The sequence below is a fragment of the Sandaracinobacteroides sayramensis genome, assembly GCF_022014495.1.
GTDB lineage: Bacteria > Pseudomonadota > Alphaproteobacteria > Sphingomonadales > Sphingomonadaceae > Sandaracinobacteroides > Sandaracinobacteroides sayramense.
Genome location: NZ_JAKLSQ010000023.1, coordinates 64,684 through 86,048, shown reverse-complemented (window position 1 = coordinate 86,048; position 21,365 = coordinate 64,684). Strand labels below are relative to the sequence as shown.

Genomic DNA, 21,365 nt, shown 5'->3' with positions numbered 1-21,365 from the left:
GCAACAGTGCTAACGAGAGATTCTTTAATGGATTGATCAGGTTAGGCGATCCACTTATCGCGTTAGATACGCTACCGCAAAACCATTCAATACCGCAGCCTTTTCAGGTCGGACGTGGCCTTGTGCCCTTCGGCTTTGGGAGGACGCGCCATGCAGAGCATAGATTGGCGTACTCCGGCGGCCTATAAACGCATTAAAGACCTTCCGCCCGCCGGTTTCGCCTGGGAATATCTTCGTCGCAACGAAGACTATCGCCGTGACGTCGAGAGACTCGCGCAGAGGAGAGAACCCGCGGGAGATGAGGTTGACGCCTTTGCTTCCCGCTGGGGGGTGCGATTTCGCACACGACCCCGACGCGCAGCCTGACGGCGCACCGCCTTTCTGGTCGCCGCATTTCAATCCGCAGGCCATTACTCTGTCACCGGTCGAGCAGAACGATCCCGATGGCGGGCGGCTTGTCGCTCTCGCACATCTCGATGGCCTGATCCTACGTCGCGCGCCGGATGGCTGGCACGCAATCTGGCGTATCGGTGGGATGGAGCATCAATTCTGGCTGCCGCAGGGCGCGATCGATGCGGCAGCTTTCTATGCTGCAATCCTGCCTATGGACGAGTTCATGGAATTGCGCGCCCATGCTGCCCGCCGCCTCTGGCGGTGCCTGACAGGCCGCTCTCCGGGCCCGGATATTCGCACCATGCCAGCGCAGCTTCGGCAATGGCACCTTCTGTCGCTACGGGCGCTGGACGCACGGCTACACGGCGAAAGCTATCGCGCCGTTGCCGAAGTCCTACTCGGCTTCCGTGGCAACAAGGAAGAATTCGAGACTGATCCGCGCAAGAATAAGGCACGTCGTCTTGTTTCCCACGGCATCAGGATGATGCGCGGGGGCTATCGGCTACTTTTGCATTATCCGGTAAAGCTAGGTCCGCGCTCAAAGGGCAAATGAGGCTGTCTCACCGATTCCTGTTTGCCGCAGCCTGTTCCAGTATTTGCCTGTAACCTTCCCGCGACAGCCATTGGGCGCGTTCCAGATGGCTCTGCCAGCATCGCCGGGTTAGCATCTCATCTGATGCCGGATCGCGGTGCAGAACAATTCGCGCCACTTCCTTCCAGTCCGCATCCTCGGCCTTGGCGTCGAGAAGGCGCAGATAGGTCACGAAATGCTGCTCGTCATAGGCGGTCATGACATTGCCGGACGGCGCTAGATCATCCACATCGGGATCAAGTTCGACGGGTGCTTTCACGGTTATTCCCCTTCTTTCAGAAGAGTTTCTGCGGTTCGCCCCCGCAATAAAACTCTCTGACTCCTGGTGATCGGGGAGTTAGTAACCGTGTTGAACGGCCCCATGGCCTTTAGCTGGAAAGCCTGTTGCATACGCCACAGGCTCCCCGACCATAGGGTCAAGGAGTGTGGTGCCGTCACGGCCGACACCAACCGTCAACAGGGGTTACTAAGCCCCGGAGCAGTGCGTCTGCTCCATCTGCATTCATAGCCGAACTGCGCGCGGATGTCTTGAGCGAATCCGCATCGGTCTCCCTGAGTTGCTGAAATCTCACGTCTTTTCGCGCTGACATAGCCCCTTTCGGGGTGCCGTCTGCGCATAGGCGCAAATGCGGCACGCTACACGCCGCCGATCACTTCCCATGGTTCGCCATAGCGCGCCGCCGTCTCCGGCAGCCGCATCCACCTGACGAACCGGAGGTGATCTCATGGCCGAGCGCCGCAACACGGAAATGCCACCGCGCATGCTGCGCACTCAGGAAGCGGCACGTTTCCTCGGTATTTCTCTTCGCACACTGGAAAAACACCGGACCTACGGGACCGGCCCGACCTATCGCAAAATCGGTGGCCGGGTTCTCTACACGGTCGAAGATCTTCAGTCCTGGGCTGACATCGGCACGCGCAAATCCACCAGTGACGAGGGCGCCGGCACGGTCTTTCCGGCGCGCCCCCTGACGCCTGAAGAGCGGAGCAAGCTCTGAATGCGGCGCGTCGATCACCCTGACGCCCTGCGGCGAGAAGGCGGCAGCGAGCGCAGCCACCTCGATCCCTTCGTGGTAGCAACCGGCGATGCCAGTCCGCGCGACCAGCGCGATCTGATGGAACGGCCTTTCTTCTCGCTGGCGAAGACGCCGCGCACGAAGCCCATCCTCTACAAGACCGCGGATGTCGAGGTGCAGGTGTTCGGGATGCCCGAACACGGCATGGCGACGATCTGGGATGCTGATGTGCTGATCTGGGCTGCAAGCCAGATCGTCGCCGCCGAAAACAACGGCATCAAAACATCCCGCTTCTTCCGCTTTACGCCCTATCATCTGCTGCGCGCCATAGGGCGCGACACAGGAAACCGGCAATACATGCTGCTGAAGGCAGCGCTTGCCCGGCTGCAATCCACGGTCGTCGCCACGACGATCCGTAACGGCAAGCATTGGCGCCGCCGCCAGTTCTCCTGGATCAACGAATGGGAAGAGATGACCACGCGCGACGGTCGCGTCGAGGGTATAGAGTTTGTCCTGCCCGAGTGGTTCTACAACAGCGTCCTTGACCGTTCTCTGGTCCTGACCATCGACCCGGATTATTTCCGGCTGACCGGCGGTATCGAGCGCTGGCTCTACCGTGTCGCCCGTAAACATGCCGGACATCAGCCACATGGCTGGTTGTTCGAGGTTGCGCACCTCTACCAGAAATCCGGCAGCATGGCCCGGCCATCGGACTTTGCGCTGGACCTGCGCCGCATTGCTGCCCGCCAGCCGCTGCCCGGCTACAGGCTCAAGATCCTGCGCGAAGATCGCCGCGAACTGCTGCGAATCCGCCCTGAAAATCTATCCACAGTGCCTGTGGATAACATTGTGGATGCCGTCGGTACATCAGGCGCAAAGGGTATCGGTACATCAGGCGCAGCACTATCGGCACATCAGGCGCACGAACCCCAGTTAAGCCTCTGGAACAAAAAGAATAATCCGGATGCTAACTTAGAATCTAACATAGAATCTAACTTTTCTTCTTTGACGCGCGCGCATGAAAGGCACGGTGCCAGTGCCACTTCCCGCCGACCTGGGCGGGGTACGCCATGATCGTCGCGCTCCTCAATCAGAAAGGCGGCGTGGGCAAGACCACGCTGGCGCTGCATCTTGCCGGAGCCTGGGCTGCGCAAGGCAAGCGCGTCATCCTGATCGATGCCGACCCGCAAGGCTCCGCACTCGACTGGTCGGAGCGGCGCAGCCATGAAGGGCTGCCAAGGCTGTTCACCGTCATCGGACTTGCCCGCGATACCCTGCACAGGGAAGCGCCGGAGCTGGCGCGTGACGCCGATCATGTCGTCATTGATGGTCCACCCCGTGTCGCTGACCTGATGCGCTCTGCGCTGCTTGCAGCCGATCTGGCGCTGATCCCGGTGCAGCCATCTCCTTTCGACGGCTGGGCCTCGGCCGAGATGCTGGCGCTTCTGAACGAAGCGCGCATCTATCGACCGGAGCTGTCCGCCCGTTTTCTGCTGAACCGATGCGTTGCGCGCACCGTCATCGCCCGCGAAACGGCCGAGACACTGGCGGACCATGATCCGCCCTTGCTGGCCACGACGATCGGCCAGCGTGTCGCCTTCGCCGAAGCCGCACAGACCGGGCGACTGGTCTCCGAGACTGATGGCGGCGAACGGGCCGCACAGGAGGTCACAGCGCTGGCGGCCGAAATCGATGGCCTCGGTATCGGGAGGATCGTGCCATGACACGGCCGCCCGTCAAATCCGGCTTCGCATCGCGTCCAGGCAATCCCGATAGCTGGGTCAGAGCCGCCGATGCGCCGGCAACCGCCAAGACGCCAACGGAGGCGTTCACCGCCCGCCTGACCATCGACATCACGCCCGAACTGCGCGGGCGCATCAAGGTTGCCGCTTTCCGGCGTGGCGTCACCGTCGCCATGATGCTGCGCGAGCTGCTGGTCCGCGAGTTTCCACCCATCGAAGGAGATCAGCCATGACCGGCAAAACCGTGCGCGCTGCGCATGAACATCCGCAGGCGGACGGGCCTGCACCGTTCACCACATTGGTCGAACTGACCTTCCAGAAGAAGAAGGTCGAGCACTGGATACGCTTCGGCCGCAAGAGCTTTGAGCAGATCATCGACCGCCGCCGCAGTCTGATCGGTTTTGCGCCCGAAAGCATATTCGCCTTCGTCCGTTGGGCCTCCAACGATTACGGCACCATCGTTTCGCGGCTCGACATCCTGCGCGCTGTCGGGCGTGGCGAACCGTACCAGACCGTGCCCTTCGTTCGTCCTGGCGGCGAGATCCTGCTGCGTATCGACGGCTGGCGACAAGTCCAGCGGGTGCTGGCCCTGATTGATGCCGTGGACGCGCTTGGCGTCGATCCGGCGGATGTTGCGCCGGACCATTGGCGGCACGTCCACAACCGTTTGAGTGCCGGTCAGGAACCCAACCCCTACACCCCGGAGCGCCATGCCGCGTGGATCAGCCGCCGGAGGATCGCACCATGAGCCGCCGTCATATCCTTGCCGTGTCCATGCTGGCCGTCGGCACGCTTGTCGCCACGGCTGTTGCCGATCTGCCAACCCGGTTGATCTGGAATGCGACTGCCAGCGCGCCCATCGGCTTCTACACAGTTGCTCCCGCCGATGCGCTCGAAGTTCCCGAACTGGTCGCCATCATGCCGTCTGAGCCGCTGGAGCGGTTCATGGTCCAGCGCGGCTATATCGGACGCGGCGTGCCGTTGCTGAAGCGTGTCCTCGGCCTGCCGGGGCAGCGCGTCTGCCGTAACGGTGCGACCATTACCGTCGATAATGTCGAGATGGGGGACGCGCTGGAGCGCGACCGCATGGGCCGCGATCTGCCGGTCTGGCAGGGCTGCCGCATCATCGGCGACGGTGAACTCTTCCTCATGAATTGGGACATCCGGGACAGCCTCGATGGCCGTTACTTCGGACCTGTTCCCGCCAGTTCCGTCATCGGCCGGGCGCTGCCGCTCTGGACCGATGGGGAAGGTGATGGCCGCTACGAATGGCGGGCGGCCACGCATTGAACCCACGCCGAAACCTCGACGACAGGAGATTTTTCATGCCACAGATCGGATTGTTCACGCGCGATGAAACGGGCTTTTCCGGGCGACTTCACACGCTCACCCTTTACCGTGAGCTTACCATCCTACCAGCCGAGCATTCAGACGCCGAAAATGCGCCGGACTACCGTGTCCATCACGGTGCGGATGACGGTCCCGAGGTCGGCGCTGCATGGAAACGCACCGGCGAAAAGGCTGGCGAATATCTCTCGGTGCTGCTCGACGATCCCGCCTTGCCGCAGCCGATCCGCGCCAACCTGTTCCGCGACGACGATGCAGGCTCGTCATGGTCGCTGCACTGGAGCCGTCCGCGGCCCCGCGAAGATCGGGACTGAGATCATGCGATCCCGCGCCCTTCTTCTCTTCACGGCCCTTCTGTCGGCTGGCAGCGGATTGACGCCAGCGATTGCGCAGGTCACGCCGCAACCCGCGCCTGTCACTGCGCATCCCCATGCTGCTTTCATTGCCGAGGCGTCACAGCGTTTCGGCATTCCAGAGCACTGGATTCGGGCCGTGCTGCGTGTGGAAAGCGCGAGCGATGTGCGCGCCATCTCATCGGCGGGTGCAATGGGACTGATGCAGGTCATGCCCGATACCTGGGAGGGCCTGCGCAGCCGCCATGGCCTCAGACGCGATCCTTACGATCCGCGCGACAACATCCTCGCAGGTACGGCGTATCTGCGCGAGATGTGGGACCGCTATGGCAATGTCGCGGCCATGCTTGCCGCCTACAATGCCGGTCCCGGTCGCTATGACGAGCATCTGGCGACAGGCCGCACTTTGCCCGCAGAAACACGCGCCTATGTCGCCACGCTCGCACCTGTTCTCGGGCATACGGCTGCGCCTGATGTGCCGACGATTGTGCCGCCGCCACCGCCGGATTGGCGCGAAGCTCCGCTCTTCGTTGCGCAATCCAGCGGCAATTCGGCGGCGGCCAATCAGCCGTCGAGCGACGTCCGCGCAACCGTTCCTCTGCGCGATTCCGTCGATCAGGAGCCGCAGGACGGCGGCATATTCGTGGCCCGTGCGAACAATGGAGATGCGCCATGAGCATGGCGTCTCCACGCGCTTTCGGTCCGCTTCCGGTGTGCAGTCAGGCAAGGGGTCGCCTGACTGCATTCCCGGCAGGAAGGGCAAAAAGGGCAGGGAAGGCGGAGGGCAAGATAAAGGAAACCGGCACCCTGTCAGGCCCGTTTCTGGGCAAGCCCTTGTCTGCACACTGTTTTGGGGAGCGGCGCACGGCACCCTGCTTTTGGGCCACGCGTGCCGCGATATGGCGCAAAGCTTTGGCTTTGCTGGGTTTTGACCGGCACTATAGCCGAATATCTGCCGTTTGCGTGCTTTTATGGCAGGGAGCGGGTTAATGAGCGGCGACGACGAGAGCCGCTTTCGCCCCAGGCCAGGTCGGATCAAATCCGACGTGCCGAAGGCGGGCAAGGCGAAGAGCTTTCTGACGCAGGCGAAGAAGCTGGCGCGTCAGCATAGTAACAGCCCCGGCAGATCATCATCATTCGCATCACGGACTTCCTCGTCGTCTTCATCTGGCTCGGCCGGAAAGAGCGGGAAGGCATCGCGCGCTGGCAAAGGTCCGGGTGTCAAGCGTGGCCGTGGCGCGGCCTTTGTCCGCGCCCGAACCCTGTCGGGCGGTTGGCGTCACAGTACGGCCGGAATGCGCCGGGTTGTCGTCAAAACCCGGTACGTCCAGAGCGCGGGGAAGAATGGCAACGGGGCAGCCCATCTGCGCTACATACAGCGAGACGGGACATCCCGTGACGGCGAGCGCGGCCAGCTCTATTCGGCGACCGATGATAGCGCCGATGGAGATGCTTTCCTTGATCGCGGCAAGGACGATCGCCACCAGTTCCGCTTTATCGTTTCGCCCGAAGATGCTGCCGATCTTTCCGATCTCACCGAACACACCCGTGATCTGATGAGCCGCATCGAGGCCGACCTTGGCACGAAACTCGATTGGGTGGCGGTCAACCACTACAATACCGGCCATCCACATGTCCATGTCATCGTTCGGGGCAAGGACGACCTGGGCGAAAATCTGGTCATCAACGGCGACTATCTCGCCAATGGGATTCGCGAGCGGGCCAGCGAGTTGACCACGATGGAGCTTGGTCCCGTCACCGAGATCGAGCAGACCCGCAAGCTCTCGGCCGAAGTCGATCAGGACCGCTTCACCCGCATCGACCGCGCGATGACCGTGGAAGCCGATGAACGCTTCATCGACCTGCGCCATGAACCCGATGATGTCCGTCGCCAGTTCAATCGCACGCTGCGCCTGCGCCGTCTCGCCAAGCTGGAGCAGATGGGCCTCGCCACGGAACACGCGCCGGGTGTCTGGGAGTTGAGCGAGCGGATGGAACCGACCTTGCGCGAGCTGGGCGAGCGCGGCGACATCATCCGCAATATGCACAAGGCGCTGAAGGCGGATGGGCTGGAGCGTGATCCGATGAGCTTCCAGCTTCATGATGCCGCGCCCGAGACGCCCATCGTCGGCCGCGTCGTGGACAAGTATCTCACCGACGAGATGGGCGAGAACCTGACCGTGGTGGTGGATGGGATTGACGGGCGCACCCACCATGTTCCGGGCATCGACCCGGCCCGCGTCGAGGACGCCCGGATTGGCAGCGTCATTGAGATCGGCCCGGCCGATACGGCGCAGCGCCCATCCGACCGGACCATTGCCGCCATCGCCGATGATGGCGTCTATCGGCCGAGCCGTCATCTGGAACAGGCCAAGTTCGAGGCCCGGATTCCGGGCAGTGATTATGAGGGCTTCGTCGATGCCCATGTCCGCCGGCTGGAGGCGCTGCGCCGCGCCGGGATCGTCGAGCGGATAGACCCCGATCAATGGCGCATCCCGGAGGATTTCGAGAGCCGCGCCGCAGCCTATGATGCTGGCCGCAACCGGCAGGCAAGCATCCGTGTCATCTCGACCTTCAATCTGGAAAGCCAGATAGGTTCGGATGGCGCGACCTGGCTCGACCGGCGTCTGGTTACACCCGACGCATCGGATCTCGCTCCGGCCGGTTTCGGGCAGCAGGTGCGCGATGCCATGGACCAGCGGCGTGAGCACCATATCGAACAGGGTGACGCCACCCGAGCGCGGGATGGTCGCATCTTCTACCGGCGCAGCCTTCTCGCCACGCTGCGCGAGCGCGAAGTCGCCCGCGTCGGCACGGAGATGGCCGAGAGCAAGGCGCTGCCGTTCCGGGCGGCGGCGGATGGCGAGAAGATCAGCGGCAAGTTTACCGGCACCGTCCAGCTATCGAGCGGCAAGTTCGCGGTGGTCGAACAGAGCCACGAGTTCACCCTTGTCCCATGGCGGCCGGTGATCGACCGCCAGCTCGGCCGCGAGGTCGCGGGCATCGTGCAGGGCGGATCGGTGTCTTGGCAGTTGGGGCGACAACGTGGGCTGGGACTATAACTCTTTGATTCGCGACTGCCTTCGGGGTGATGCCAATCCCCGTCATGTCGATAATCCCAAAAGCTCGCTGTCTCGACAAACGCTAAGTGAAGATCGGAGGTCTTGCACTATCGCGTGCGAACTCTTCGATCAGAAAATCCAGCAGGACGCGGAGTTTCGGAGCAAGGTGCTGCCGCGATGGATAGACCGCATAGAGCGTGGTTTCGACCGTGCTCCAATCCTCCAGCGCGGGTTGGAGTCGGCCTTCCCTCAAATCGTCCTCGACATAGGGATAGGGTATCAGACTGACCCCGAAGCCGGCACGCAGCGCATCGCGCACGGCGAGGCTCGACGAGACGGAGTATCGCGCATCGACGGTGACCTGCTCGGTCCGTCCCTCCTTGCTGAATTCCCATATGTCCGCATGACCCGAGAGGCTGAAGCGGATGCTGGTGAACGCCTTCAGATCGGTAGGCGTTTCAGGCTTGCCGTGCTTCTCGAAATACGAAGGCGCGGCGCACAGCACATGCGACATTACCGCAAGCTTGCGGGCGATCAGGCTGGAATCCTCCAGATTGTCGCTGCCGCGAATGGCGAGATCGAAGCCTTCGCGGATAATATCCACACGCCGGTCGTCGAGATGAAGGTCGAGCTTCAAATCGGGACAGCGCGACAGAAACTCCGGGATAGCCGCCGAGAGCCGCGTCAGGATCACGGTCATCGGCGCACTGACTTTCAACGTACCACTTGGCGTCGTCTTGATTGGGCAGAGCGCCTGATCGGCCTCGGCCAGCGCATCCAACCCGCGCGTGACATGCTCCAAATAGAGCCTGCCTTCTTCGGTCAGCGCCATGCGCCGCGTCGTCCGGTTGATGAGACGTGCGCCGAGATGGGCTTCCAACTCGGCGATGTTTTTGCTGATCGCGGCGGGGGAAAGGCCGAGGCTTCGGCCGGCTTCCGCGAAACTGTTCAGTTCCGCCACGCGGTGGAACACTTTCAAGGCGGTGAGGCGGTCCATCGCATCTTTCCCTGTCAGTAAATAGTATCTTGCAAAACTCGCATATTATCCCCGTCAGGTAAATTTTGTATTTCCTTTCCGAAACCCTCAATTCGGAACGGCATTATGACGAACCCCACCATTTCCCTGATCGAGCAACGCGTATCAGCCAATCTGTTCGACGCCTCTCACGTCCTGACGGATGCAGAGATCGAGCGACTGGTGCATCTGGCGACGCGCGCACCCACCGCCTACAACCTCCAGAACTGGCGGTTCATCGCAGTGCGAACACCGGAGTCGAAAGCCCGGCTGCGTAGCGTTGCCCAAGATCAGCCCAAGGTGTCGGACGCTGCCGTCACCTTCATCATCTGCGGCGTGCTTCCCGATCACGAGATTCTCGCCGAGCGGTTGCGCCCCTCTGTCGAGGCCGGCTTCATGCCGGCGGCCATGGTGGTTGGCTGGCAGGAAGGCGCGCGCCAGCAATATGCTGATCCCCGGATGGCACGCGACGAAGCCGTGCGCTCGGCCACCTTTGGCGCGGCGACGCTTATGCATGCGGCCGAAGCGATGGGCCTCGCCTCCGGTCCCATGGTCGGATTCGACGCCGGAGGCGTGGCGCGCGCATTCGGTTTGATGCCGGTCGAAGTGCCGGTCCTGCTCCTCGCAGTCGGCCGCGCGGCCCCCGGAAACTGGCCTCAAAAACCGCGCCGCCCGCTTGCGGAGATTCTGGAGGTCGCATGAAACCCCGCGCGTCCGATCTGCTGCTGACGGCGATTGCGCCTGCCATATGGGGCAGTACCTACATCGTCACGACCGAGTTTCTGCCGGACTATTCGCCGATGACGGTGGCGATGCTTCGGGCGTTGCCCGCCGGCCTTTTGCTGCTTCTGATCGTTCGGCAGTTTCCGGCGGGAATATGGTGGCTGCGCATCTTCATCCTTGGCGCGCTCAACTTCTCGATCTTCTGGAGCATGTTGTTCGTTTCGGCCTACCGTCTTCCGGGTGGCGTCGCGGCCACGGTTGGCGCGGTCCAGCCGCTGATCGTCATCTTCCTCGCCGCCGCCATGCTCGGCAACAGGATACGGCCCGCCTCGGTCCTTGCGGCGATGATCGGTCTCGGTGGTGTTGCCCTTCTGGTGTTAACGCCTCAAGCGGCGCTCGATCCGGTGGGCATTGCGGCGGGTCTTGCTGGTGCGGTCTCCATGGCCTTCGGCACCGTCTTGACCCGTAAGTGGCAACCCACGGTGTCGCTGCTCACCTTCACCGCATGGCAACTGACAGCCGGCGGTCTTCTTCTCATGCCGATGGCCCTGCTTGTCGAGCCGACCGTTCCGGTTCCGACAATACCCAACCTCCTTGGGCTGTTCTGGCTCGGGCTGATCGGCGCGGCGCTGACCTACATATTGTGGTTCCGTGGCATTGCCCGGCTGGACTCGGCAGTGGTTTCCTCGCTGGGCTTTCTCAGCCCGGTAACTGCCGTGCTGCTCGGGTGGTCCTTCCTCGGTCAGACGCTGACGGCACTTCAAATCGTCGGCGTTGTCCTTGTCATTGGTAGCATCTGGCTCGGCCAACGCCCCAATCGCAATTCCAAACCTTTATCCCGAGAGGGCGATCCGGCCTCGGCCGGGTCGAAAACCTGACAAAAGGTGTGACCGTGCGCCGGAGTGACCGCATAGTATCTGATCGGAGCGAGCCATCGCTGTTGTTGCATGGGCGTATTCCCATCACATCTCCGATCCAAACGCTTGCCGTTGCCGAATATCTGAATTTCCGCCACGCGGCGAACGCGCTCGGCGTGTCCCAGTCCAGCGTCAGTGCGCGCGTGAAGGCACTGGAGGAAAACCTTGGCATCCTCCCGTTCGAGCGACATGCACCTAGAATCTGTCTATCGCCGATGCCGTCACCCAGAAACTGGTGTTTCGAGTTTCTGTTTGGCGTCGCGGATCAAACCAGCCAGAAAGTCCGCAACCACCCGAACCCTGCGCGATTGAGCGAGATCCGAATGGATCGCAAGCCAGATTTCCCGGTCGATGCCAAGATCGCCTTGCAAGCAGACGAGATTGTTCTGCCGTCCGAGAAAGTGCGGCAACACGGCCAGACCTATGCCCGAAATGGCGGCCGAGAGTTGCGCCGAGAGTGTTGTGGTCGCCAGAACCGGCGCGCGTCCCCGCAATGCGCGCTCGATCCATTGCGCAGCGGGCAGATGACCGTAGGTCTCGCACCATGTGATGAAGCGGTCACTCTCAAGCCGAGGATCATCTTGACGATGTTCGGCATAGTCCCGCGCGGCGTAAAGGCCGAAGCCAAGCGTGCCAAGACGCCGGACCGTGACGTTGCCACGCTCGGGTTTCACCAGTCGGACAGCAAGATCGGCATCACGCCGATGCAGGTTGACCGTCTGAACATCGGTGACGATTTCAAGCGTGAGGTCGGGATATTGGCGGGTCAGCCTCGGCAGTGCCGGGATAATGATATGGTTCGCCAGCGTCTCGGCCGTGGCGAGCCGCACCCGTCCCGCGATCCCAGCTTGTGCAGCCGATCCTTCGGTAAAGGCTTCGGCTGCTTGTTCGAGCGTTTCGGCGCGCTCCAGCAGCGCCGCCCCGTCATCCGTGAGGCGATAGCCGTTCTGGTGCCGGCTGAACAGCGTCAGTCCGAGCGCGGCTTCCAGTCGCTCAATCTGGCGCGACACGGTGGCCAGGCCAGTGCCGAGGCTGGCCGCCGCGCCGCTCAACGACCCGGTGCGGGCGATGGCGAGGAACACCCGCGCATCGTCCCAGCGAAGGCGGCCCGCGCCGTGTTTTCCGATTTCGGAAATCTGTTTACGGTTCTTGGTGGTTTTATTCATCGAAAGAGAAAACCATCTTTGTCTCCGAAGAACAAGGAGCAAAGCAATGCAACAGCGAACACTTGGTCCCGACCTATCGGTTTCCTCCATCGGGCTTGGCTGTATGGGGATGAGCGAGTTCTATGGCCCACGCGACGACGAGGAATCGTTGGCGGTTCTACGGCGGGCGGTCGATCTCGGCATCGACTTCCTCGACACCGCCGACATGTATGGGCCGCAGCACAATGAAGAATTGATAGGGCGCTTCCTCGCCGAAAGCCGTGCCAAGGTGAAGATCGCCACCAAGTTTGGCATCGTGCGCAAACCCGGCGAATACGCGCGCAGCATCGACAACAGCGCCGGCTACATGCGTCGCGCCTGCGAAGGATCGCTCAAGCGATTGGGAATTGAGCGGATCGACCTCTATTACGTCCACCGCATCGACCGCGAGCAGCCCATAGAAGAAACGATGGAGGGGCTGGCCACCCTGCACCGTGAAGGCAAGATTGGCCATATCGGGCTTTGCGAGGTCAGCGCCGAGACGCTGCGCCGCGCCCATGCCGTCCACCCTGTCACGGCGGTTCAGACCGAATACTCCCTTTGGACCCGCGATGTGGAAGCCGAAATTCTGCCCACATGCCGCGAGTTGGGCATTGGCTTCGTCGCCTATTCACCGCTCGGGCGCGGATTCCTCACCGGAAGATTTCAGGCTGGATCGCAGTTCGAGGAAGGGGATTTTCGCGCCAGCCTGCCGCGCTTCACGCCGGATAACGCCGCGACCAACGGCGCGCTGGTCGATGTGGTACGTGGTATTGCAGCCGAAAAGAACTGCACTCCTGCACAGGTGGCCTTGGCATGGCTGCTGGCCAAGGGCGACAACATCGTGCCGATCCCCGGCACCAAGCGGATCAAGTATCTCGAAGAAAACGCTTCCGCCACTTCCGTTGGATTGTCTGCTGATGAACTCGCCGACCTGGAGCGCTCGATCATTGTGCTTCCCGTAGCAGGGGACCGTTACACGGCGGAAGGCATGAAGGGAGTCAACATATGACCCTGGATCATATGACCCTGGATCGACGTGCCAAGGCCCTTGCTCTTCTTGAGCAACTCGATCCAGACGCCCCAACGCGAGTTGCCGCCAATCTGGACGCGCTGTCGGATGATTTCCTCGAAATCATTCTCGGCTTTTCATTTGCGGACATCGTATCTCGTCCTGGCATCGACCTTCGCACCCGCGAGATGCTGACTGTCTCGGCTTTGATGGGGATGGGGACGGCGCCGGGACAACTGGAATTCCATATCCGTGCGGCTTTGAATACCGGCGTCACCCGCGAAGAGATCATCGAAATCCTTCTTCAGATAGCAGTCTATGCCGGTGTCCCTGCCTGCATGAATGGCATCTCCGCCGCCAAAAAAGCTTTCGCCTCTCAAGCTGTCTGACATCTCCGGACAGTTCGTTTGGGGCCGCCAGACCTTCCAATTCCAAGGTTCAATTCAAATGCAAGAACAAGAAGAACGCGCTTCGTGGCGAAACTGGCTGGCTGTCGGCGTCCTGGGGGTTGGATCATTTGCGATCGTCACCACGGAACTGGCACCTATCGGTCTGCTGACTTCGATAGCAGGCGATCTGGGCGAGAGCGAAGCCAAAGTCGGCCTGATCGTTACCGGCTACGCCTGGATCGCTGCCGCTGGCGCGTTGATTTCGGCAATGGCATTGGGACAGATGCCCCGGAAGCCGCTTCTCGTGGCGCTGATGCTTGTGCTGGCATTGTCCAGTGCTGTAGCGGCCATGACCACGACCTTCCCGGCGCTTTTCGGTGCCAGAATAATTGGTGCGGTGGCTCACGGCATCTTCTGGGCGATGATCGGGACGCTCGGTGCGCAGATCGTTCCGGCCAGGCATGTCGGCGTTGCAACCTCGATTATTTTTGGCGGCGTGTCGGCAGCCAGTGTTCTGGGTGTTCCCTTGGCGGGAATGATCGGCCACCTCGATAGCTGGCGAACGGCGTTTGGCTGTATCGCCGCACTATCTTTTGTAACCGCCGCCGCAATTGTCTTTTCCGTGCCGCGAGTTCAAGCCACTGCGCCGGTAGGTAGAAAAGCTCTTTCGGCCATTGCCCGAGATCCGGTGTTTCTTCGAATTTACGGTGCGACAGCTTGTGCGATAACGGCGCATTTTGCTGCGTTCACGTATATCGAACCATTGCTTTCCGACAGTCTGCATATGCCACCGAATACATTGTACGCGCTCCTTTTCGCGTTCGGTGTCGCCGGTCTCCTTGGCAATGTGCTTACCGGCGTCTTCGTGGACCACTATCTCAAAGCGCTCGTGTCGGGGGCGCTCGCGTTGATGGCGTTATGTCTGGGTGGAATTGGATTGATCGGTGCGGGCGCAGGCGCGGTTATCGCCGGTATCCTGCTGGTTGGCTGGGGGATCGGTGTTGCGGCGGTCTTTGTCGGTTTTCAGACTTGGATTCTACGCGCAGCGGGTGACGCGGCACTTCCCGCATCCGCAATATATGTTGCGATTTTCAATGCGGCGATTGGTACAGGCGCGTTGCTGGGTTCGATTGTTATTTCCTTCACCAATCTTGGCGGCCTCATGATGATCGCAGCGGTCGCACTCACCGCCAGCCTCATACCCGTGACTTTTTTGTCGACCCCGGCCGCTTTGCAGCCGCCGAGAGAATAGGTGTGCCGCATCAGAATTGCGTCACGGATTCCGAAACAAAATTCCTGGAGAATATGTATGGATACTGTAGTCCTCATGACCGGCGTCGGCGGTGTCGAAAAGCTGGAGGTTTCACAAATCTCGTCGAAACAGCCGGGGCCTGGCATGGCGCGGATCAGAAACCTCGCTATCGGCGTGAACTTCATCGACATCTATCACCGGACTGGCCTTTATCCCCTCTCTTTACCTGCCGCCCTCGGCGTTGAGGCCGCTGGAGTAGTGGAAGCCTTGGGCGAAGGCGTCACTGGCTTTTCAATCGGGGATCGCGTTGCCTATGCCGGTGCGCCGGTCGGCGCTTATGCAACGGCACGCTCTTTGCCGGCTTCACGGCTCATCAAACTGCCGGATGGTATAGAGTTTCGCAGCGCAGCGGCGTCGATGCTCAAAGGGCTGACTGCCCATATGCTGCTGACCCGCACCTATGCCGTTGAGCGGGGGACGACCTTGCTTGTCCACGGAGCCGCTGGCGGCCTGGGTTCGATCCTCGTGCGCTGGGCGAAGCATCTCGGAGCCACGGTCATCGGCACGGCAGGGTCGGAAGCAAAGGCCGACATCGCGCGATCCTACGGTGCGGATCACGTCATCGTCGGGCGAAATGCTGATCTTGTGTCCGAGGTGGGATCGCTGACCCAGGGCGTCGGTGTGGATTTTACCATTGACGGGATCGGTGGTGATACGCTGCTTAAAAGCTTGGCCTGCACCCGGCGCTTCGGAACGGTCGCAAGCATCGGTCAGGCAGCCGGAGCTATTCCATCACTTGCGGTAGAGGATATCGGCCCCATCCGTTCGTTGTCGCTCGCCCGGCCAAGTGTGATGGCTTATGCCGCCGACCTGACAGTCTATCATCATGCGGCCGAAGCCTTGCTCGAAATGATGCAGAAAGGCGTCTGCACCGAGATTGGCGGCGAGTATCCTCTGGCCGAAGCGGCGCAGGCTCAATCCGATCTCGAAGCCGGTCGCACGACCGGAAGCCTCTTGCTGATTCCGTAGGGCACCTCCATGCGTAGGCGGAGGAGCAACAAGACAGAAAGCGCAGAGCTGAGAAGTGCAATTCTTGGCGTTCGCGTTCCGATGGTCGCTTTGGTCCAGGCGCTCGCGGTCGCAGAGTATCTCAGCTTCCACCGTGCAGCGCAGGCGCTCGGCACCAGCCAGTCAAGCGTCAGCTCACGGATAAAGGCGCTGGAGGAAGATTTGGGCGTCGCCCTCTTCGACCGTAGCACGCGCGGCGTCCGCGTGACCGAAGCTGGCCGACGTTTCGTCGATCATGTCGAGGACGCGATGGGCATCCTGGACCGCGCCATCAAGACGGCGGGGATGCAAGCGTGCGGAAAGGAAAGCAGGCTTCGCATCGGCATCCACGCCCTCACGCCGGGCTGCTTTCTAGACCGACTGCTGGAGCGGTTTCATACCAAGAATCCCGGCGTTCAACTTCATATCACCGAGGGCACGGCGCGCGATGGGCAAAACATGGTGCGAGAAAGCAGGCTTGATGTTGCCTTTATGGCATGCACCCACGAAATCCCCGATCTCAATTCCCGCGTCATCTGGCGGGATCGCTTGATGGTGGCGCTGCCGGTAAAGCATCGCTTGGCAGCACAATCGGATGTGGAGTGGCAGCAGCTTGCGAGCGAAACCTTCCTTGTTCGCCATGGCGGGACCGGTCCACAGGTTCATGACCTCATTGTGCTTCGCTCGGCCGGGAAATGGCCGACGCCGACGATCCGCCGCGTCGATACTGGCCGCAGCGCACTGTTGTCGGTGATTGCTTCCGGGCATGGTGTCTCGCTTTTTGTCGAGGAAACCGCGGCGGCGTGCACGCCAAACCTGATTTTCCTTCCAATCGTTGACGAACCCGAAGCCATCCCATTTTCGGCCATCTGGTCGCCCCACAACCGAGATCCCGCACTATTGAATTTTCTCACGCTGGCGACACAAATGGGCCGCACACAGCCGAAGTCAGATTCGCGATAGTCCACCGTGAACGGTGCCGGAATAGTGTCGTCGTCACCCATCCGATTTGCCGCCGATAGTATTCGGCAGCCCTACAGCCACACCTTTGCTGTTGCACCTCGCGAAAACGACCATTCTCTGATCGCCTCCGTCTATTTTGCCGATTGGAGTCTATATGCGTGGAGGCCGAATACTCTGGGGCCAGATCATCGTCGTATTCACCATCGTCGTGGTGATGGTCTGGGCAGCAACGCAATGGGTGGCTTTCCGGCTCGGCTTCCAGCCACAGCTCGGCAATCCCTGGTTCGATATTGCCGGATGGCCGTTCTTTTATCCACCGGCCTTCTTCTGGTGGTGGTTTTCCTATGACGCCTATGCGCCCGGCATCTTTACCGAAGGCGCGTTCATCGCCACGTCCGGGGCTGTTCTTGCCATAGCCGCCGCCTTTCTCCTGTCGATCATCCGGGCACGGGAAGCGCGCAATGTCGCCACCTACGGTTCGGCGCGATGGGCCGAGGATAAGGAAATCCATGCGGCCGGATTGCTCGGCCCGGATGGCGTCGTGTTGGGGCGGCACAGCAAGGATTATTTGCGTCATGACGGCCCCGAGCATGTGCTGTGCTTTGCGCCTACCCGATCCGGCAAGGGCGTGGGCCTAGTCGTGCCGACGCTGCTGACCTGGCCGGGAAGCTGCATTGTCCATGACATCAAGGGCGAGAACTGGAATCTGACCGCAGGTTTCCGCTCCCTTCATGGCCGTGCCCTGCTGTTCGATCCGACCAATGTGCATTCGGCAGCTTACAACCCGCTTCTGGAAGTGCGGCAGGGTGAATGGGAAGTCCGCGATGTGCAGAACATCGCGGACATTCTCGTTGATCCCGAAGGCAGCCTCGACAAACGCAACCATTGGGAAAAGACCAGTCACAGCCTGCTCGTCGGCGCGATCCTGCATGTTCTCTATGCCGAGAAGGAAAAGACGCTGGCGGGTGTCGCCAATTTCCTGTCCGATCCGCGCCGTCCGGTCGAGGCGACCTTACGCGCTATGATGGACACGCCGCATCTGGGCGAAGCCGTTGTGCATCCCGTCATTGCCTCATCTGCGCGGGAGCTACTGAACAAATCGGAGAACGAACGCTCCGGCGTGCTTTCGACCGCCATGTCGTTTCTCGGTCTTTACCGAGATCCGGTTGTGGCCCGCGTGACTGAACGCTGCGACTGGCGCATCGCCGATCTGGTCGGTGCGAAGGAACCGGTCAGCCTCTATCTCGTGGTGCCACCCTCGGACATTAACCGCACCAAGCCGCTGATCCGCCTCATCCTCAATCAAGTCGGGCGGCGGCTGACCGAGGAACTGGAAAACTCCGGTAAGCGGCATCGGCTGCTGTTGATGCTGGACGAGTTCCCCGCACTGGGGCGGCTGGATTTCTTTGAATCGGCGCTCGCCTTCATGGCCGGTTACGGTCTGAAAGCGTTCCTGATCGCCCAATCGCTCAACCAGATCGAGCGTGCCTATGGGCAGAACAATGCCATTCTCGATAATTGCCATGTGCGCGTGGCCTTCGCGGCCAATGACGAACGCACCGCCAAGCGGATCAGTGATGCGCTCGGCACGGCAACCGAAATGCGGGATTCCACCAACTATGCCGGCCACCGCCTCGCGCCATGGCTGGGGCACCTCATGGTGTCGCGGCAGGAAACGGCGCGGCCACTCCTGACACCGGGCGAAATCATGCAGCTTCCACCCACCGACGAGATCGTCATGGTGGCGGGGGTGCCGCCGATCCGTGCGGCCAAGGCACGCTACTATGCTGATGCGCGGTTTCAGGAGCGGGTGATGTCGCCGCCCGATCTGCGCAAGCAGCCGGTGAACATCACCACATCGGCGCAGGACGACTGGACAAGCCGCGTTGTTGCGGCTGCGACCGGCAATGTCTCCGCCTCAGATACATCCGATGACGATCCGGCCAATGCAGGTATCCGGCGTGAACCGGAACTGCCCGAGCATGAGGAAATCATCTCGCCACCTCCGCCACCATCGCAGGAGTTCGATTTCCTCGATGATGAGCCGGACGTCGATGCAGCCAAGGCCCGTGACATGCGCCAGCGTATGCGCATGGTGGCGCGGCAGGCGTCACTTGACCCAAATGACGGCATCGAGCTTTGAGATCGGAGACAGGCATGACGACGCGCACCCGCATGAATGTCTACTTCGATCCCGCTCTGCTGAAACAGGTGGAAGCGCTGGCCTTGCGCCGAAATGTCTCGAAATCCGCCGTGATCGAGGCTGCTGTGGCATCCTTCATGTCAGGCGATACGACTGAACGGCTGGAAGCCGCCATGTCGCGCCGCCTGGACAAGCTTGGCCGTCAGTTCGACATGCTGGACGAGGATATTGCCGTGCTGGGCGAAACCCTCTCGCTATTTGTACAATTCTGGCTGACCCTCACGCCGCCGCTGCCAGACAGTGCAAAACAATCTGCGCGCATCAAAGGAAACGAGCGTTTCGAGGGATTCATGCAGTCCCTTGGTAAGCGCCTCGCCAACGGTGACAGGTTTCTCAAAGAAATATCGCACGACATGGCTGCGCTACACGACACCTCGCCGGGGGGTAAAACCGAAGGTGACGGCGATGGGATCTAGGATTGCAACCCGTCCTATTCACCGCCAGGCTCCGCCGATGGCCGCACGCGCGTAAACATCTGTTGAAACAGCCCAAAATCAGGTTCTTTTAATCGACCCCGATCCGGGGTTCGTCTTTTGCGCGCCCCGTCATGAACGGGGCCGCCATGACTGCATCACATCAAAAACCGGAAACGATTGCCCGTGGCGCGCGGATGCTGCGCACCGCGCTTGGGGCATCCATCGCCCGGTTTCTGGAAGATCCCGGTGTGGTCGAGGTGATGCTGAACCCGGATGGTCGTATCTGGGTGGATCGGCTTTCCGAAGGGTTGGCCGATACGGGGGAGAGGCTGTCCGCTGCCGATGGCGAGCGGATTGTGCGTCTCGTCGCCCATCATGTTGGCGCGGAGGTTCACGCCCGCGCACCCCGCGTCTCAGCAGAGCTGCCCGAAACCGGCGAACGGTTCGAGGGTCTATTGCCGCCCGTTGTCGCGGCACCCGCCTTTGCCATCCGCAAACCCGCCGTCGCGGTGTTCACGCTCGACGATTATGTGGCTGCCGGGATCATGACCGGTCTTCAGGCCGAAGTGCTGCGCCTGAACGTCGCCACGCGCGCCAACATCCTCGTCGCAGGCGGCACCTCCACCGGCAAAACCACGTTGACCAATGCGCTGCTGGCCGAGGTGGCGAAGACCTCGGATCGCGTCGTCATCATTGAAGACACGCGCGAGCTGCAATGCGCCGCGCCCAATCTCGTGGCCATGCGGACCAAGGATGGCGTGGCGACGCTCTCCGATCTGGTCCGTTCATCCCTGCGCCTTCGCCCTGATCGCATTCCGGTCGGTGAGGTCCGCGGTTCCGAAGCCCTCGATCTGCTCAAAGCCTGGGGCACAGGTCATCCCGGAGGCATCGGCACCATCCATGCCGGTTCTGGCATCGGTGCGCTGCGCCGCCTCGAACAGCTCATTCAGGAAGCCGTCGTCACGGTTCCGCGCGCGCTGATCGCCGAGACCATCGACCTTGTTGCTGTCCTTGCCGGGCGCGGATCGTCGCGACGGCTGGTCGAACTCGCCCGCGTCGATGGGCTGGGACCGGACGGCGATTACGCCATCACCCCTGCAACCACCTCAAAAGGAGACCCTTCATGATCCGCACGATTTCGCGCGGCTGCCGCATCATGGCAACCGCCGCCGCCGCTGTTTCCATCAGCCTGATGCTGGCGCCCGCCGCACACGCCTCCGGCTCCTCCATGCCGTGGGAGGCGCCGCTTCAGAGCATCCTTCAGTCGATCGAAGGGCCGGTCGCCAAGATCATTGCGGTAATCGTCATCATCGCCACCGGCCTGGCGCTGGCCTTCGGCGATACCTCGGGCGGTTTCCGCCGCCTGATCCAGATCGTCTTCGGCCTCAGCATAGCCTTCGCCGCCAGCTCCTTCTTCCTGTCGTTCTTCTCGTTCGGCGGCGGGGCGCTCATCTGATGGCGGGCGGCCTCGAACAGCTCGACGCGGTGCCGGGATTTTCGATCCCGGTCCATCGGGCGCTGACCGAGCATATCCTGCTCGGCGGCGCACCGCGCTCCATCGCCATTGTCAACGGCACGCTGGCCGGGGCCGTCGGCCTCGGCCTTCGTCTCTGGCTGGTTGGCATCGCCATCTGGGCGGTCGGTCATTTCCTCGCGGTATGGGCAGCAAAACGCGACCCGCTCTTCGTCGAGGTCGGGCGCAGGCATCTGCGCATCCCCGGTCATCTGTCGGTGTGAGG

At 61.6% G+C, this 21,365-nt stretch carries 26 protein-coding genes and 1 pseudogene; 24 read left to right on the top strand and 3 right to left on the bottom strand.

Annotation, left to right across the window (positions count from 1 at the left end):
* The first annotated feature begins 150 nt into the window (after window positions 1-150).
* Together L6Q21_RS18265 and L6Q21_RS15225 are read left to right on the top strand one after the other, a co-directional pair.
* A complete protein-coding gene (locus tag L6Q21_RS18265) occupies window positions 151-366 on the top strand; it encodes a transcriptional regulator domain-containing protein (protein WP_418895831.1) in 216 nt (71 codons plus the stop codon).
* A complete protein-coding gene (locus tag L6Q21_RS15225; RefSeq protein WP_237831595.1) occupies window positions 305-946 on the top strand; it encodes a DUF2285 domain-containing protein in 642 nt (213 codons plus the stop codon). The genes L6Q21_RS18265 and L6Q21_RS15225 overlap by 62 nt, the downstream gene beginning before the upstream one ends.
* A 7-nt stretch (window positions 947-953) precedes the next feature.
* Here L6Q21_RS15225 and L6Q21_RS15220 read toward each other — a convergent pair whose 3' ends face one another.
* Window positions 954-1,244 (bottom strand): DNA -binding domain-containing protein, encoded by a 291-nt coding sequence (locus L6Q21_RS15220; protein WP_204157983.1) that lies wholly within the window; start codon window positions 1,242-1,244, stop codon window positions 954-956.
* A 466-nt stretch (window positions 1,245-1,710) separates the two neighbouring features.
* On the opposite strand from L6Q21_RS15220, the gene L6Q21_RS15215 reads away from it, so the two are divergent.
* The 9 genes from L6Q21_RS15215 (at window position 1,711) to L6Q21_RS18170 (ending at window position 8,505) form a co-directional block, all read left to right on the top strand.
* Window positions 1,711-1,983, top strand: coding sequence for a helix-turn-helix transcriptional regulator (locus tag L6Q21_RS15215; RefSeq protein WP_204157982.1), 273 nt, complete (start codon window positions 1,711-1,713; stop codon window positions 1,981-1,983).
* Window positions 1,984-3,075 carry a replication initiator protein A gene (locus tag L6Q21_RS15210; RefSeq protein WP_237831594.1) on the top strand — a complete coding sequence of 364 codons (1,092 nt, stop codon included), beginning with the start codon at window positions 1,984-1,986 and terminating at the stop codon, window positions 3,073-3,075.
* Window positions 3,072-3,725 carry a ParA family partition ATPase gene (parA, locus tag L6Q21_RS15205; RefSeq protein ID WP_237831593.1) on the top strand — a complete coding sequence of 218 codons (654 nt, stop codon included), beginning with the start codon at window positions 3,072-3,074 and terminating at the stop codon, window positions 3,723-3,725. Before L6Q21_RS15210 ends, parA begins: the two co-directional genes overlap by 4 nt.
* Complete coding sequence (locus tag L6Q21_RS15200) at window positions 3,722-3,976, top strand: ribbon-helix-helix protein (protein ID WP_204157979.1); 255 nt, start codon at window positions 3,722-3,724, stop codon at window positions 3,974-3,976. Before parA ends, L6Q21_RS15200 begins: the two co-directional genes overlap by 4 nt.
* Window positions 3,973-4,491, top strand: a complete 519-nt coding sequence (locus L6Q21_RS15195; RefSeq protein WP_204157978.1) for a DUF2840 domain-containing protein — start codon at window positions 3,973-3,975, stop codon at window positions 4,489-4,491. The genes L6Q21_RS15200 and L6Q21_RS15195 overlap by 4 nt, the downstream gene beginning before the upstream one ends.
* The gene (locus L6Q21_RS15190) at window positions 4,488-5,033 is read left to right on the top strand and encodes a S26 family signal peptidase (RefSeq protein WP_237831592.1); all 546 of its coding nucleotides are present in this window, start codon (window positions 4,488-4,490) and stop codon (window positions 5,031-5,033) included. The genes L6Q21_RS15195 and L6Q21_RS15190 overlap by 4 nt, the downstream gene beginning before the upstream one ends.
* 35 nt (window positions 5,034-5,068) lie before the next feature.
* On the top strand, window positions 5,069-5,404 hold the full coding sequence (locus L6Q21_RS15185) for a DUF736 domain-containing protein (protein WP_204157976.1): 336 nt from the start codon (window positions 5,069-5,071) through the stop codon (window positions 5,402-5,404).
* Window positions 5,405-5,408: 4 nt separating this feature from the next.
* On the top strand, window positions 5,409-6,119 hold the full coding sequence (locus L6Q21_RS15180) for a lytic transglycosylase domain-containing protein (protein WP_204157975.1): 711 nt from the start codon (window positions 5,409-5,411) through the stop codon (window positions 6,117-6,119).
* A gap of 295 nt (window positions 6,120-6,414) precedes the next feature.
* Window positions 6,415-8,505, top strand: coding sequence for a relaxase/mobilization nuclease domain-containing protein (locus L6Q21_RS18170; protein ID WP_336246248.1), 2,091 nt, complete (start codon window positions 6,415-6,417; stop codon window positions 8,503-8,505).
* A gap of 82 nt (window positions 8,506-8,587) precedes the next feature.
* Here L6Q21_RS18170 and L6Q21_RS15170 read toward each other — a convergent pair whose 3' ends face one another.
* Window positions 8,588-9,502 carry a LysR family transcriptional regulator gene (locus L6Q21_RS15170; protein WP_237831591.1) on the bottom strand — a complete coding sequence of 305 codons (915 nt, stop codon included), beginning with the start codon at window positions 9,500-9,502 and terminating at the stop codon, window positions 8,588-8,590.
* 105 nt (window positions 9,503-9,607) lie between these two features.
* On the opposite strand from L6Q21_RS15170, the gene L6Q21_RS15165 reads away from it, so the two are divergent.
* The 3 genes and pseudogenes from L6Q21_RS15165 to L6Q21_RS18040 form a co-directional block, all read left to right on the top strand.
* Window positions 9,608-10,222: a nitroreductase family protein gene (locus L6Q21_RS15165; RefSeq protein ID WP_237831590.1), complete on the top strand. Its 615-nt coding sequence runs from the start codon at window positions 9,608-9,610 to the stop codon at window positions 10,220-10,222.
* Window positions 10,219-11,121: an EamA family transporter gene (locus L6Q21_RS15160; protein WP_237831589.1), complete on the top strand. Its 903-nt coding sequence runs from the start codon at window positions 10,219-10,221 to the stop codon at window positions 11,119-11,121. Before L6Q21_RS15165 ends, L6Q21_RS15160 begins: the two co-directional genes overlap by 4 nt.
* Window positions 11,122-11,129: 8 nt before the next feature.
* A pseudogene (locus L6Q21_RS18040) lies at window positions 11,130-11,360 on the top strand (helix-turn-helix domain-containing protein); the annotation flags it as partial.
* Between the two features lie 21 nt (window positions 11,361-11,381).
* Here L6Q21_RS18040 and L6Q21_RS15150 read toward each other — a convergent pair.
* Window positions 11,382-12,326: a LysR family transcriptional regulator gene (locus tag L6Q21_RS15150; protein ID WP_237831588.1), complete on the bottom strand. Its 945-nt coding sequence runs from the start codon at window positions 12,324-12,326 to the stop codon at window positions 11,382-11,384.
* Between the two features lie 46 nt (window positions 12,327-12,372).
* Between L6Q21_RS15150 and L6Q21_RS15145 the strand changes: the two genes are divergently transcribed.
* The 10 genes from L6Q21_RS15145 (at window position 12,373) to L6Q21_RS15100 (ending at window position 21,363) form a co-directional block, all read left to right on the top strand.
* Window positions 12,373-13,356, top strand: a complete 984-nt coding sequence (locus tag L6Q21_RS15145; RefSeq protein WP_237831587.1) for an aldo/keto reductase — start codon at window positions 12,373-12,375, stop codon at window positions 13,354-13,356.
* Window positions 13,353-13,745 (top strand): carboxymuconolactone decarboxylase family protein, encoded by a 393-nt coding sequence (locus L6Q21_RS15140; RefSeq protein ID WP_237831586.1) that lies wholly within the window; start codon window positions 13,353-13,355, stop codon window positions 13,743-13,745. Before L6Q21_RS15145 ends, L6Q21_RS15140 begins: the two co-directional genes overlap by 4 nt.
* The gene (locus L6Q21_RS15135; RefSeq protein WP_237831585.1) at window positions 13,699-14,997 is read left to right on the top strand and encodes an MFS transporter; all 1,299 of its coding nucleotides are present in this window, start codon (window positions 13,699-13,701) and stop codon (window positions 14,995-14,997) included. The genes L6Q21_RS15140 and L6Q21_RS15135 overlap by 47 nt, the downstream gene beginning before the upstream one ends.
* Window positions 14,998-15,072: 75 nt before the next feature.
* Window positions 15,073-16,026 carry a quinone oxidoreductase family protein gene (locus tag L6Q21_RS15130; protein ID WP_237831584.1) on the top strand — a complete coding sequence of 318 codons (954 nt, stop codon included), beginning with the start codon at window positions 15,073-15,075 and terminating at the stop codon, window positions 16,024-16,026.
* An 81-nt stretch (window positions 16,027-16,107) separates the two neighbouring features.
* Window positions 16,108-17,007, top strand: a complete 900-nt coding sequence (locus L6Q21_RS15125) for a LysR family transcriptional regulator (protein ID WP_237831583.1) — start codon at window positions 16,108-16,110, stop codon at window positions 17,005-17,007.
* A 154-nt stretch (window positions 17,008-17,161) separates the two neighbouring features.
* A complete protein-coding gene (locus L6Q21_RS15120) occupies window positions 17,162-19,150 on the top strand; it encodes a conjugal transfer protein TraG (protein WP_237831582.1) in 1,989 nt (662 codons plus the stop codon).
* A 14-nt stretch (window positions 19,151-19,164) separates the two neighbouring features.
* Window positions 19,165-19,626, top strand: coding sequence for a ribbon-helix-helix domain-containing protein (locus L6Q21_RS15115; protein WP_237831581.1), 462 nt, complete (start codon window positions 19,165-19,167; stop codon window positions 19,624-19,626).
* Window positions 19,627-19,772: 146 nt separating this feature from the next.
* Complete coding sequence (trbB, locus tag L6Q21_RS15110; RefSeq protein WP_237831605.1) at window positions 19,773-20,753, top strand: P-type conjugative transfer ATPase TrbB; 981 nt, start codon at window positions 19,773-19,775, stop codon at window positions 20,751-20,753.
* The gene (locus tag L6Q21_RS15105; protein WP_010336161.1) at window positions 20,750-21,082 is read left to right on the top strand and encodes a TrbC/VirB2 family type IV secretion system protein; all 333 of its coding nucleotides are present in this window, start codon (window positions 20,750-20,752) and stop codon (window positions 21,080-21,082) included. The genes trbB and L6Q21_RS15105 overlap by 4 nt, the downstream gene beginning before the upstream one ends.
* Entirely contained in the window at window positions 21,082-21,363 is a 282-nt protein-coding gene (locus L6Q21_RS15100; protein WP_015740165.1) for a VirB3 family type IV secretion system protein, read from the top strand. Before L6Q21_RS15105 ends, L6Q21_RS15100 begins: the two co-directional genes overlap by 1 nt.
* Window positions 21,364-21,365 lie beyond the last annotated feature (2 nt).

Excerpts from the sequence above, each read along its gene's own strand:
- L6Q21_RS15145 (WP_237831587.1), top strand. The coding sequence starts at position 12,373 with ATGCAACAGCGAACACTTGGTCCCGACCTATCGGTTTCCTCCATCGGG.
- L6Q21_RS15200 (WP_204157979.1), top strand. The coding sequence starts at position 3,722 with ATGACACGGCCGCCCGTCAAATCCGGCTTCGCATCGCGTCCAGGCAAT.
- L6Q21_RS15105 (WP_010336161.1), top strand. The coding sequence starts at position 20,750 with ATGATCCGCACGATTTCGCGCGGCTGCCGCATCATGGCAACCGCCGCC.
- L6Q21_RS18170 (WP_336246248.1), top strand. The coding sequence starts at position 6,415 with ATGGCAGGGAGCGGGTTAATGAGCGGCGACGACGAGAGCCGCTTTCGC.
- L6Q21_RS15140 (WP_237831586.1), top strand. The coding sequence starts at position 13,353 with ATGACCCTGGATCATATGACCCTGGATCGACGTGCCAAGGCCCTTGCT.
- L6Q21_RS15100 (WP_015740165.1), top strand. The coding sequence starts at position 21,082 with ATGGCGGGCGGCCTCGAACAGCTCGACGCGGTGCCGGGATTTTCGATC.
- L6Q21_RS15165 (WP_237831590.1), top strand. The coding sequence starts at position 9,608 with ATGACGAACCCCACCATTTCCCTGATCGAGCAACGCGTATCAGCCAAT.
- L6Q21_RS15160 (WP_237831589.1), top strand. The coding sequence starts at position 10,219 with ATGAAACCCCGCGCGTCCGATCTGCTGCTGACGGCGATTGCGCCTGCC.
- L6Q21_RS15185 (WP_204157976.1), top strand. The coding sequence starts at position 5,069 with ATGCCACAGATCGGATTGTTCACGCGCGATGAAACGGGCTTTTCCGGG.
- L6Q21_RS15210 (WP_237831594.1), top strand. The coding sequence starts at position 1,984 with ATGCGGCGCGTCGATCACCCTGACGCCCTGCGGCGAGAAGGCGGCAGC.
- L6Q21_RS15125 (WP_237831583.1), top strand. The coding sequence starts at position 16,108 with ATGGTCGCTTTGGTCCAGGCGCTCGCGGTCGCAGAGTATCTCAGCTTC.
- parA (WP_237831593.1), top strand. The coding sequence starts at position 3,072 with ATGATCGTCGCGCTCCTCAATCAGAAAGGCGGCGTGGGCAAGACCACG.
- L6Q21_RS15150 (WP_237831588.1), bottom strand. The coding sequence starts at position 12,326 with ATGAATAAAACCACCAAGAACCGTAAACAGATTTCCGAAATCGGAAAA.
- L6Q21_RS15190 (WP_237831592.1), top strand. The coding sequence starts at position 4,488 with ATGAGCCGCCGTCATATCCTTGCCGTGTCCATGCTGGCCGTCGGCACG.
- L6Q21_RS15195 (WP_204157978.1), top strand. The coding sequence starts at position 3,973 with ATGACCGGCAAAACCGTGCGCGCTGCGCATGAACATCCGCAGGCGGAC.
- L6Q21_RS15120 (WP_237831582.1), top strand. The coding sequence starts at position 17,162 with ATGCGTGGAGGCCGAATACTCTGGGGCCAGATCATCGTCGTATTCACC.
- trbB (WP_237831605.1), top strand. The coding sequence starts at position 19,773 with ATGACTGCATCACATCAAAAACCGGAAACGATTGCCCGTGGCGCGCGG.
- L6Q21_RS15130 (WP_237831584.1), top strand. The coding sequence starts at position 15,073 with ATGACCGGCGTCGGCGGTGTCGAAAAGCTGGAGGTTTCACAAATCTCG.
- L6Q21_RS15135 (WP_237831585.1), top strand. The coding sequence starts at position 13,699 with ATGGCATCTCCGCCGCCAAAAAAGCTTTCGCCTCTCAAGCTGTCTGAC.
- L6Q21_RS15170 (WP_237831591.1), bottom strand. The coding sequence starts at position 9,502 with ATGGACCGCCTCACCGCCTTGAAAGTGTTCCACCGCGTGGCGGAACTG.
- L6Q21_RS15215 (WP_204157982.1), top strand. The coding sequence starts at position 1,711 with ATGGCCGAGCGCCGCAACACGGAAATGCCACCGCGCATGCTGCGCACT.
- L6Q21_RS15115 (WP_237831581.1), top strand. The coding sequence starts at position 19,165 with ATGACGACGCGCACCCGCATGAATGTCTACTTCGATCCCGCTCTGCTG.
- L6Q21_RS18265 (WP_418895831.1), top strand. The coding sequence starts at position 151 with ATGCAGAGCATAGATTGGCGTACTCCGGCGGCCTATAAACGCATTAAA.
- L6Q21_RS15180 (WP_204157975.1), top strand. The coding sequence starts at position 5,409 with ATGCGATCCCGCGCCCTTCTTCTCTTCACGGCCCTTCTGTCGGCTGGC.